This is a genomic window from Ignavibacteria bacterium (assembly GCA_016873775.1).
In the GTDB taxonomy this organism is placed as follows: Bacteria; Bacteroidota; Ignavibacteria; order UBA10030; family F1-140-MAGs086; genus JAGXRH01.
Genome location: VGWC01000081.1, coordinates 1 through 10696, shown reverse-complemented (window position 1 = coordinate 10696; position 10696 = coordinate 1). Strand labels below are relative to the sequence as shown.

Here is a 10696-nt window from a genome sequence, read left to right as displayed (position 1 = left end):
CAATGCCGGAACAATAACCGACTTCTTTCATCATCGTAATATCGAACATTGTGCGTTGTTCAAGCCGTTGCGCTTCGACAAGTTTATTTTGCGCTCGTAATTCTTTCAATCGCTCATCGAGTTCCACCACAATAGAATCAATCGCATTTTCAATCGAAGTGCGCGACGTGATAAATTGTTTTGCGGGATAGACAACTGCGCTTTCAACTTCTTGCACAACTTTTCCCGTGAGCGCATTGATGGAAGAAATGCGTTCAATCTCGTCGCCGAAAAATTCCACGCGAAACGCTTCTTCATTTTCGTATGCGGGAATTATTTCCACCACATCACCTCGCACTCGCATTGTTCCGCGTGTGAATTCAAAATCGTTGCGCACATAATGAATTTCAGAAAGCGCGCGAAGAAAATCGTTGCGTGCGAGTTGTTGTCTTTTTTTTGCAACGACAATTCCTTTCATCCATTCGTCCGGCGCACCGATTCCGTAAATACAACTCACCGACGCAACAACGATAACATTTTTTTCTCCCGTGAGTAATGCGCTCGTAGCACGCAACCTGAGTCTATCAATTTCGGAATTGACGGAAGCATCTTTCGCAATGTATGTATCGCTCGAAGGAACGTACGCTTCGGGTTGATAATAATCGTAGTAGGAAATAAAAAACTCCACGTGGTCGCTCGGAAAAAAACTTTTAAATTCGCCGTAGAGTTGCGCGGCAAGAGTTTTGTTCGGCGACATTATCAGCGTTGGTTTTCCGATGTGCTGAATCACGTTGGAAATCGTGAACGTTTTTCCACTTCCCGTTACGCCGAGCAATGTTTGATATTTATCGCCGCGAAACACTCCTTCAACAAGTTGGCGGATTGCTTCAGGTTGGTCGCCGGAAGGTTGTAAATCGGTGGTGAGGTGGAAGGACAAGTTATTCTTCTCCACGAACTCGTATTCGATGTGGCTCAACTATCCAAAGAAGATGCTCGACAAATTCTTTTTGTATGAGAGGAAGAATTTTCTTAAACGCGTTGATTATTGTGAATTTGTCTTGCTTATGAACGCGTAATACAATAAATCCGGGATAATTTTTTGGAGGATACGTTCTGATGTCAGAAAAATCGTCATCAAGCGTTACTAAAATTCTGTTTTCTGAAAGACAAACTTTTGCAATTATGCTATCGTCTTCTCCGCCGAATTGTTGTTCGCGAACGCTCATTGCATCGTAACTGGCTTCACGTAGCAGATAAGCAATTTCTTCCGGTAAGTTTTCGTCGGTTTTGAATTTCATCCTTACGCAAATTCCAAAATGCGTTCATGCGCTAAATCTGATGCGTAACCAATTGCCGCGCGAATATCTTCTTTTGTAAGCGATGGATAACCTTTCAAAATTTCTTCTTCTGAAACTCCTTCTGCTAAGTTATCCAATATTACGGAAACCATAATCCGCGTTCCTTTTATACACGCTTTTCCGTGACAAATATTTGGATTGATTGAAATTCTATCGTGCATATCATTTCACCTTCCCCAATTCATTCTTCAAATAATCAATTACTTCCACGGGTGTTGGATTGACGTTGTTGAGAATTGCGAGATAGAAACTTGTCCAATCGCCGAGATGAATGAGAGAAAACATTCGTGTGAGATTCGATTTTCCCTCGCTCCAACATTCTTCGATATTTGTTGTGTATTGTGCGAGAACTTCTTTCATAATATTCATTCGGAGTCCAACACGCTTGTGGTCTTTTTTATCGCGGAGGAAAATAACCGTCATATTGTTCATTTGCTGTTTCAATACTTTCCAACCGACAAGTTCATTGTGATTCATTTCAGGAACGACGTGACCGAATGCAAGTTGTTTCGAGTTCTCGCAAATTTGTCCGCGCCAGCGATAACCGACAACATCAAAATAATCCGCGCCGGCATACACAATCGGAAGTTTTCCGTGCAATCTTTCCGCAAGTGCAAGCGATGGATTTTGTTTTGTGTCGAGCGAAGAATACAATTCGCCTTTTGCTTTCAACATCGCAAGCGTTTCTTTTATTTCCGTGTCTTTCGATTTTATTAAACCGAGCCGCGCAAACAAAACGAGCGTTGGAAAAAATGAATATCCCAAAGCGGCGCGCGGAGGAAACCCCGAAGGAAGTTTGACAAACATCTGATTATGTTTCTTTGCAAGTTTTTCCGTTTCGCCGTTGGTGGAAAGACAGAGCACCGTTGCTTTTCGTTTTATTGCGTCTTTGTGCGCCGCGATTGTTTCTTCCGTGTTTCCCGAATAACTCGAAATAATCACGAGCGAATCTTTGTCAACATATTCCGGTAAAACATAGTGGCGGCAAATTTGCATCGGAACGTCGAGTTCGTTTGCAAGATACGAGCGAATCAAATCACCGCCGATTGCAGAACCGCCAAGTCCGGCAACGACAATGTTTTTCGGCTTCTTAAATTTTTTCGGTAGCGTTGCGTTCTTTCCGATGTGCACCGCTTCTGCAACTTGTTGATGAAAATTTTGAAGCATCGCTCGCATATTTCTTGAATCGAGTGTGAGAAATTGAAGTTCGTTCATAAAAGTTTCCTTGAAAAAATTGGTAATAAATTGTTGAAACGCGGCAAGAAAATACAGAATATTTTTGCGAAAAACTTACATCTTCCATTCCAATTGCATACTCAACGCATTCATCGCATTAGACGGAAACGCAAAATCTCCGCTTCCGATAAATTTCACATCATCGCGAAATGTTCCGCCGTATTTTGCTTGCAGTGTGAGTTGCGGAAACAAATTCAATTCAAGAAAAACATACCAGCGAATTCCTTTTCCGTACAATGAAGGAATGCTCAATGCTCCGTCAACATCTTTTTCAAATTCCGTTATACGCGACGCGTATGCATCAGTTTCAAAATATACTACACGAAACGACGTTGAAACATCTTTTTCTATGGAAACGCGCACATCCGAGTACAACAAAAGTCCATCTTCTTTTGTGGAAGAAATGGTTTTCTCAATTGTTACATACTCGATGCGTTCACGGAAAGAAATTTCATCGGTTGCAGAATAATCAAACGTACAGCGATACTGAAATTTCTTTTGTTGGTCGTCGAAACGGAAAGATATTCCATCAATTACACTTGTATTTTTTTCAAAAATATTTTTTTTCCGCATTTGCAAAGAAAGTAAAATTTTTCTAGTAGAACGCACATCCGCGCGAAAGAGAAAGTCGTTTCCGTATGATGGAAATATGGAAGTTGTTGTTGGTTGCGGAAAAGAAAATTGGTCATAGTATATTGATAGTGTTGTGCGTTTAATGGAACGAAGCACAAATCCAACGTACACGCCTCGTTCGTTTCGTGTAGTAATGCGTTCGCCAAATGCCAATCCATGAAGTGAAAAAAAATTGGGCGCATAATTTCTTCCAACAACAAGAAAGCGAAAATTTCTTGCGGGAGAAATTTCTGCTCCTGCAATCGCAGAAACAGATGCATTATGCTGCAGCGCAATTTCTCCGAACAATGTCCCAAAGGGAAATTTTCCATCAACAAAAAGCGAAGCGAGAGAAAGAATTTTTCCTGCGAAAACTTTTCCTTCGCTCACAAGAAGCGTGCGATGAAATTGTGCGCGATACCAACTTCCACCAAGAGATAGTTGTTTCGAAAAACGATACGAAGCAGTTCCGCCGATGGATGTTTCAAAAAGTTGCGAGCGTTTTTCAATTTCATTTTCCGTTCGGAAATATCCTGCGTCGTACAAGGTTGTAGAATCTTTTCCGAGAGAAAAATTCGCATCTCGCTTTCGTTGCGAAAAAAACAATGCGATGTCGAGTTGAGAAGATGTTATTTGCATCGCCCCGCCGCGAAAAAAATTTACTTCATCGGACGTAAGATGAGGAACTATGCCGTGGGCATTTCGTTGCGCAGGGGCGAACACGTCGGAACTTTTTCTGATACCGAATCCGCGCCATAACGAAAGCCCTTCCCCAGCTTCGATGCTGTAATCGCCAAGAATAACAGAAACAGCGTTGAATAAATTTTTTACCCGAACAAATCCCGTTGTAAAATCATTTATTTTTTTTTCGCCGGCATCTTTTTCAAAAAGAATTCCCCCGGAAATATTTTCTTGCGACACGCGTATTCGTTGATACGATTTTAAGCGTGTGCCAAGAAACGTTCCGTCTTCAAATCCTTTCCGTTTTTGAATTTCCTGCGCCACTCGCGAACGAATTTCTGTTCGCAATGTTGACGTTGTATTTTCATTTTCTTCAGAAACTTCAAGAATCGGTGAATCATTTTCGTCGGTTTCAATTTGTTCAACGCTATACTCGATTTCGTTTTCCTGCAGTGTGTCATGTTCTATTTCTTCCTGCGCAGAAGCGAAAGAAGATATAATCCACAGAAAAAAGAACAAACGATATATAACGATGCGCTTTAAATTTTTCATTCCAGAATTATTTTTTCTATGCTTTTTACATTCGCATTGTTACGGTAATGTAATGGGTTAATCCCAGCACCTGATGTGATGAAGATGTGTAATCAAGAGTAATCGAATGTATAGATATTCCTAATCCACCGTTAAACAACGTGGGTTCATCACTTACGCCGACTCGCAACGCAAGTTCATCTATCGGAAAATATTCTATCGCTACATTAGGAGAAATTTTGTAGCGAACATCTTTTTCTGCGCCAACGGCAACTGTGAAGACGTTCATTGGATGATAGGAAACGCCAATGGAAAAAAGTTGCGGAAGACGTTCTTTTTTTTGAGCAATCGTTGGAGCGTTGATATTGGTTGCAGAAAAACCAACCGAAACATTTTCAGAAGCGAACGCCAATATTCCTACATCAATTCCTAACGTTGCATCATTTCCATAACGCAGAATAGAAAGTGTATTATAGTGAACGGCAATTCCCAAGGCAATGGATGTAAAATTTTTAGCAAAAGAGAGTGATGAAGAAAGTTCGTTGTACGCTTCGTATCCGTAACGATGAACGCTTGCGGCAATTGTTCCGAATTCAAAAGGAGTAGCCAATGCAAGCGAAGAAGAAGAAACCTCCTTCAACCCGAATCGCTGTGGTGCATAGGAAACGGAAGTTTGAGTTCCGACAAGCAATGAAAGACCTCCGGGATTGAACGAAATCGACCACAATGAATTCTTCAACGCAACGGCGCTGCTTCCGAATAACATTTCCCGCGCGCCGATTCCGCGAAGTTCGAACGCAGAAAATGCGCATTGAACACCAACATTCAGAAAGAAAAACAGAAGTAAAAGAATTTTCACATGAAGAGCGTAGTAATTTTACGCGGTAAAAATAGACTTCTTTGCCGTGAATTCCAAACAACAAAATTGGAAAAAGAAAACGCTTTTTATAACTTTGCGCAAAAAATTTCACGCGAACAATGTATGAACATCGCTCTCACAAATATCAAACAACTAGTAACCGTTTCTGCTCAAGGGGGAAAAAAACTTAACCGCGGAGGCGAAATGCGGGAACTCGGCATTATTGAAAACGCAGGAATAATTTCTGAAAATGGAAAAATTCTTTGGCTCGGAACAATGAATGATTTCCCAAAAACAAAAACCGAAAACATCGAAACTCTCGATTGCGAACATTGTGTTGTGATGCCGGGGTTTATTGATGCGCATACACATTCGATTTTCGGAGGAAGCAGAGAGAACGAATTTACTATGCGAGCAAGCGGAATTTCATATCAAGAAATTGCGGCGTATGGCGGCGGAATCGTGAATACTGTTGAGCATACAAGAAATGCAACAAAAAAAGATTTGAAGAAAAGCGCTCGTCATTATCTTTTACAGATGCTCAAACACGGAACAACAACCGTGGAAACAAAAAGTGGTTATGGTTTGGATTTCACTAACGAAATAAAATTACTTGAATGCGCGCGCGAACTTGAGAAAGAAGAATTAACAACCGTGGTTCCAACGTTTCTAGGCGCGCATGCAATTCCCAAGGAATACAAAGAAAGAAAAAACGATTATGTGCAACTCGTCATCGAAGAAATGCTCCCGTATGTTGGAAAGAAAAAACTTGCGGAGTTTTGCGATGTGTTTTGCGAAATAAATTTCTTTTCGCTTGACGACACACGCAAAATTTTCCTCGCGGCAAAGCAGTTCGGAATGAAATTGAAACTTCACGCAGAAGAACTCTCCTATCTTGGCGGAACAGAACTCGCTGCCGAGATGCAAGCGACTTCCGTTGACCATCTTGAACATATTTCTGAAAAGGGAATTCGTGCGTTGCAACATTCTGAAACAGTTGCTGTTCTCCTTCCGGGAGTTTCATTTAATTTGCATCATCCGTTTGCACCCGCAAGAAAAATCATTGATGCAAATATCCCCGTTGCAATCGCAAGCGATTTTAATCCCGGGTCGTGTATGAGTTATTCTATGCCGTTAATGATGACCATTGCGTGTACACAAATGCAAATGACTCCCGAAGAAGCAATCGTTGCATCAACGTTGAATGCCGCCGCCGCAATGGACCGAAGCGAAACGTTGGGAAGTTTAGAGATAGGAAAAACTGCAGATATGCTTGTGCTTGATATTCCGAACTATAAATTTCTGATGTACCATTTTGGAGAAAATCATGTTCGTAATGTAATCAAGAACGGAACGCTTTTGGAATTTTAAAAATTAAATTGTCTTTTCTCGTTACCGTTCCGTTGTTAATTTCAACTTTCTTTACATCACTTTTTAAAAAAAATAACTATGTTCTATAACATTTTCTTTTCAAAACTTCTTTCTCTCTGCTCCCTGCTCTTCGCTCTCTGCTCTCCGCTTCTCGCACAGAAAAATAATTTCGTGTACGACACTACGCTCTACAATAAAATGCGGTGGAGAGAAATTGGTCCGTTTCGCGGCGGACGTTCGATTGCTGTTGCAGGTCATAAAGATTATCCGAATACATTTTATTTTGGCGCAACCGGTGGTGGAATTTGGAAAAGCGAAGATGGAGGAACGACGTGGCTCAATTGTTCCGATGGATTTTTGAAAGTCGGAATTGTAGGAGCATTAGCAATTGCAGAAAGTGACCCGAATGTAATTTATGCCGGAACCGGTGAAGCGTGTATTCGTGGAAATGTTATGCCGGGCGAGGGAATGTATAAATCCGATGACGCGGGAAAAACGTGGAAGTTTACCGGACTTGCAGAAGCGCAAACGATTTCAAAAATTGTTGTGCATCCGAAAGATGAAAATTTGGTGTACGTTGCCGCGTTTGGTCATGTGTTTGGTGCGAATAAAGAGCGCGGGGTTTTTCGTTCCAACGATGGAGGAAAAAATTGGCAGAAAATATTATTCAAGAATGATTCTACCGGCGCAGTTGATATTGAAATTGACCCGAACAATGCGAGAATTATTTATGCCGCACTTTGGCAAGCGTACAGAAATCCGTGGAGTATGTCGAGCGGTGGAGGCGGAAGCAGTTTGTGGAAATCTACTAACGGCGGCGATACGTGGGAAGAAATTTCGAGCAGTAAAGGTTTGCCCAAAGGTTTGAAGGGAAAAATAGGCATTGCTGTATCGCAGGCAAAACGTGATAGAGTGTGGGCAATTGTTGAAGCAGATGAAGGCGGTTTGTTTCGTTCGGAAGACGGAGGAAAAAATTGGACGAAAATAAATGACGATAGAAGAATTCGGCAACGCGCGTGGTATTATTCGCACATTTATGCTGACCCGAAAAATGCTGACGTGGTGTACATTCTCAACGTGCAATTTTTCAAATCAATGGATGGAGGAAAAACGCTGCAAAATATTTCTGTTCCGCACGGCGATAATCATGACTTGTGGATTAACCCGAACGAGCCGCGTATAATGGTCAATGGGAATGATGGCGGCGCGTGTGTTACGTACAACGGCGGACAATCGTGGACAGAACTCGATATTGCCACTGCGCAGATTTATCACGTTTCAGTTGATAGCGCATTTCCGTATAATATTTACGGCGCACAGCAGGATAATTCCACAATAAGAATTGCAAGTCGCACAACAAGTTTTGGAATCGGAACACGTGATTGGTATAGTGTTGGCGGCGGTGAAAGCGGTTTTGTTGTTCCGAACTGGAGTAATCCGGAAGTTGTGTATGCGGGAAGTTACGATGGTTACTTAACGAAATACGACCATCGCATTGACCAGGAGCAAAACATTTCTCCGTATCCCGAAAACCCAATGGGGAGCGGAGCGAAAGATTGGAAGTATCGCTTTCAATGGACGTTTCCAATTCTTGTTTCAAAATATGACGCGAAAGTTTTGTATGTAACAGCGAACAAAGTTTTCAAATCCACAAACGAAGGAATGAGTTGGGAAATTATTTCTCCCGATTTAACGCGCAACGACACAACAAAACTCGATGCTTCCGGCGGACCGATTACGAAAGATAACACGAGCGTTGAATATTACGGAACAATTTTTGCGTTTGCAGAATCGAAAGCGCAGAAAGGTATTTTGTGGAGCGGCAGCGATGACGGTTTGATTTTTGTTTCGCAAGATGATGGAAAAAATTGGAACAACGTTACGCCAAAAGATTTACCCGATTGGTCAATGATTAGTATTCTCGATGCATCAGCATTTGAAAATGGAACGGCGTACGTTGCGGTGAATCGTTACAAGTTGGATGATTTCAAACCATACATTTTCAAGACGAATGATTTCGGAAAGAGTTGGAAAAAAATTGTGCGCGGGATTCCCGACAACGAATTTGTCCACGTAGTGCGCGAAGACCAGAATCGCAAAGGTTTGCTCTATGCAGGAACGGAACGCGGAATGTATGTTTCGTTTGATGACGGCGAACATTGGCAAACGCTGCAACTCAATTTGCCCGTTGTGCCGATTCACGATATTGCAATTCAAGCGAGAGAGAAAGATTTGGTTGTTGCAACACACGGACGTTCGTTTTGGGTGTTGGATAATTTGACTCCGTTGTATCAATTGAATGATGACGTTGCGAAATCTGATGTGTATTTGTATCAGCCGCGATTTACGTATCCGATTGGCGGCGGTGGATTTGATAGACCGGGTTCAACTGTTGGAAAAAATCCTCCGCGCGGCGTTGTGTGTTATTATTATTTCAAAAATAAAATTTCAGAAAAAGATACGGTGAAGTTGGAATTTCTTGATGAACGCGATTCGCTCATAAAATCATTTGTGTGTAAAAAAGAAAGTGAAAGCAAAGAAGGAAGCAACGATGAAGAAACCGCGCCGCTTGATTCGGGAATGAATCGTTTCGTGTGGGATATGCAATACAAAAATGCAACCGATGTTCCCGGCGCAATTATGTGGGGCGGAACAACGCAAGGACCAGTGGCGATTCCCGGAAAATATTTTGTGCGACTCAAATGGAATGCGAAAAGTTGGAAACAAGAATTTGAAATTTGGAAAGACCCGCGCGTAACAACAACGCAGGATGAATTTAAAGAGCAGTTGGATTTCTTGCTGAAGATACGCGATACAGTTTCAGCGGCACACGAATGTGTAAATGCGATTCGTGATATTCGCAGTCAAGTGAATGATTTAGTGAAGCGAATGGAAAAACACAAAATGAAAGATTCGATTTCGTCGCTCGCAAAAAAGCTGAACGAGAAAATGAAAAAGATTGAAGAAGAAATTATTCAAGTGAAAATAAAAAGCGGACAAGATGCGTTGAACTATCCGATAAAATTGAACGACAAAATTGCATCGCTCACGGGAGTTGTTTCCGCCGCCGATGCAAAACCGACAAAACAGGCGTACGACGTGTACAACGATTTAACTTCGCGGTTGAATGAGCAACTGCATAAATTCAAATCGGTTATTGATACGGATTTAGTTGAGTTTAATCGCGTTGTGAAAGAGTTGGAAATTCCGGCGGTTATAATGAAGAAGTAACGCAATTTTCCAAATTGCGAACAACACATCAGTTAGAAACTTGTGCTACATTGCGCACAACAAAACAAGTCAGAGACTTGTTTTACAGTAACACAATTTTCTAAATTGTGAAAGAAATATATGCCTAACACCAAAACATACTTTCGCCGCAATCTTCCGCACTACCAGCCAAACAACGCAACGTTTTTTGTAACGTTTCGTTTAGCAAATTCACTTCCGCGAGAAGTAATAATACGTTTGAAGGAAGAACAAGAGGAAATCGTAAGACAATTTTCTAAATTGTCTTCTGGTAATACAAAACAAGTCGGAGACTTGTTTTACAAAGAATTATACAACAAACGAAAACTTTACTTTGCAAAGTTTGATGAGTATTTGGATAGAGCAAATACTGGAGAATTGTATTTGAAAGATGAGCGCATTGCCAAAATTGTTGCCGATACAATTCATTTCCTCGATGGGAAAAAATATGATTTGATTTGTTATTGTATAATGCCGAATCACGTGCATATTGTGTTTACCGTAGGACAATTTTCTAAATTGTCCATTATTGATAAAGGACAAGTTGGAAACTTGTCCTACAAAGACAACTTTGGAAAGTTGTCTTACAATTTATCTCCGATTTTACATTCATTGAAATTATTCACCGCACGTGAAGCAAATAAAATCCTCAATCGCACTGGCGCATTTTGGCAACACGAAAGTTACGACCATATTGTCCGAGACGAAAAAGAATTATTTCGTATCGTTGAATATGTTTTAAACAATCCTGTGAAAGCGGGATTAGTTTCGGAACGGAATGAATGGAAATGGAGTTATGTAAAGAAGTTTGAATAACGTA

Annotated in this window: 9 protein-coding genes; 3 read left to right on the top strand and 6 right to left on the bottom strand. The window is 41.2% G+C overall.

The window, feature by feature from the left end:
* The 6 genes from FJ218_09785 to FJ218_09760 all read right to left on the bottom strand — a co-directional run.
* A partial coding sequence (locus tag FJ218_09785; protein MBM4167190.1) for an excinuclease ABC subunit B occupies positions 1–916 on the bottom strand: 916 nt, incomplete at its 3' end.
* A 1-nt stretch (position 917) separates the two neighbouring features.
* Positions 918–1277, bottom strand: a complete 360-nt coding sequence (locus FJ218_09780; protein MBM4167189.1) for a hypothetical protein — start codon at positions 1275–1277, stop codon at positions 918–920.
* A 2-nt stretch (positions 1278–1279) separates the two neighbouring features.
* Positions 1280–1498 carry a DUF433 domain-containing protein gene (locus FJ218_09775; protein ID MBM4167188.1) on the bottom strand — a complete coding sequence of 73 codons (219 nt, stop codon included), beginning with the start codon at positions 1496–1498 and terminating at the stop codon, positions 1280–1282.
* 1 nt (position 1499) lies between these two features.
* A complete protein-coding gene (locus FJ218_09770) occupies positions 1500–2552 on the bottom strand; it encodes a bifunctional phosphoglucose/phosphomannose isomerase (GenBank protein MBM4167187.1) in 1053 nt (350 codons plus the stop codon).
* Positions 2553–2627: 75 nt separating this feature from the next.
* Complete coding sequence (locus tag FJ218_09765; protein MBM4167186.1) at positions 2628–4418, bottom strand: hypothetical protein; 1791 nt, start codon at positions 4416–4418, stop codon at positions 2628–2630.
* Between the two features lie 25 nt (positions 4419–4443).
* Positions 4444–5256: a hypothetical protein gene (locus tag FJ218_09760; GenBank protein MBM4167185.1), complete on the bottom strand. Its 813-nt coding sequence runs from the start codon at positions 5254–5256 to the stop codon at positions 4444–4446.
* Here FJ218_09760 and FJ218_09755 point away from each other — a divergent pair, their 5' ends adjacent.
* From FJ218_09755 to FJ218_09745, 3 genes are all read left to right on the top strand, one after another.
* A complete protein-coding gene (locus FJ218_09755; protein MBM4167184.1) occupies positions 5257–6627 on the top strand; it encodes an imidazolonepropionase in 1371 nt (456 codons plus the stop codon).
* Between the two features lie 198 nt (positions 6628–6825).
* Positions 6826–9858, top strand: a complete 3033-nt coding sequence (locus FJ218_09750; protein ID MBM4167183.1) for a glycosyl hydrolase — start codon at positions 6826–6828, stop codon at positions 9856–9858.
* A gap of 120 nt (positions 9859–9978) precedes the next feature.
* Positions 9979–10692: a hypothetical protein gene (locus FJ218_09745; protein ID MBM4167182.1), complete on the top strand. Its 714-nt coding sequence runs from the start codon at positions 9979–9981 to the stop codon at positions 10690–10692.
* Positions 10693–10696 lie beyond the last annotated feature (4 nt).

Excerpts from the sequence above, each read along its gene's own strand:
- FJ218_09780 (MBM4167189.1), bottom strand. The coding sequence starts at position 1,277 with ATGAAATTCAAAACCGACGAAAACTTACCGGAAGAAATTGCTTATCTG.
- FJ218_09775 (MBM4167188.1), bottom strand. The coding sequence starts at position 1,498 with ATGCACGATAGAATTTCAATCAATCCAAATATTTGTCACGGAAAAGCG.
- FJ218_09770 (MBM4167187.1), bottom strand. The coding sequence starts at position 2,552 with ATGAACGAACTTCAATTTCTCACACTCGATTCAAGAAATATGCGAGCG.
- FJ218_09765 (MBM4167186.1), bottom strand. The coding sequence starts at position 4,418 with ATGAAAAATTTAAAGCGCATCGTTATATATCGTTTGTTCTTTTTTCTG.
- FJ218_09755 (MBM4167184.1), top strand. The coding sequence starts at position 5,257 with ATGAAGAGCGTAGTAATTTTACGCGGTAAAAATAGACTTCTTTGCCGT.
- FJ218_09750 (MBM4167183.1), top strand. The coding sequence starts at position 6,826 with ATGCGGTGGAGAGAAATTGGTCCGTTTCGCGGCGGACGTTCGATTGCT.
- FJ218_09745 (MBM4167182.1), top strand. The coding sequence starts at position 9,979 with ATGCCTAACACCAAAACATACTTTCGCCGCAATCTTCCGCACTACCAG.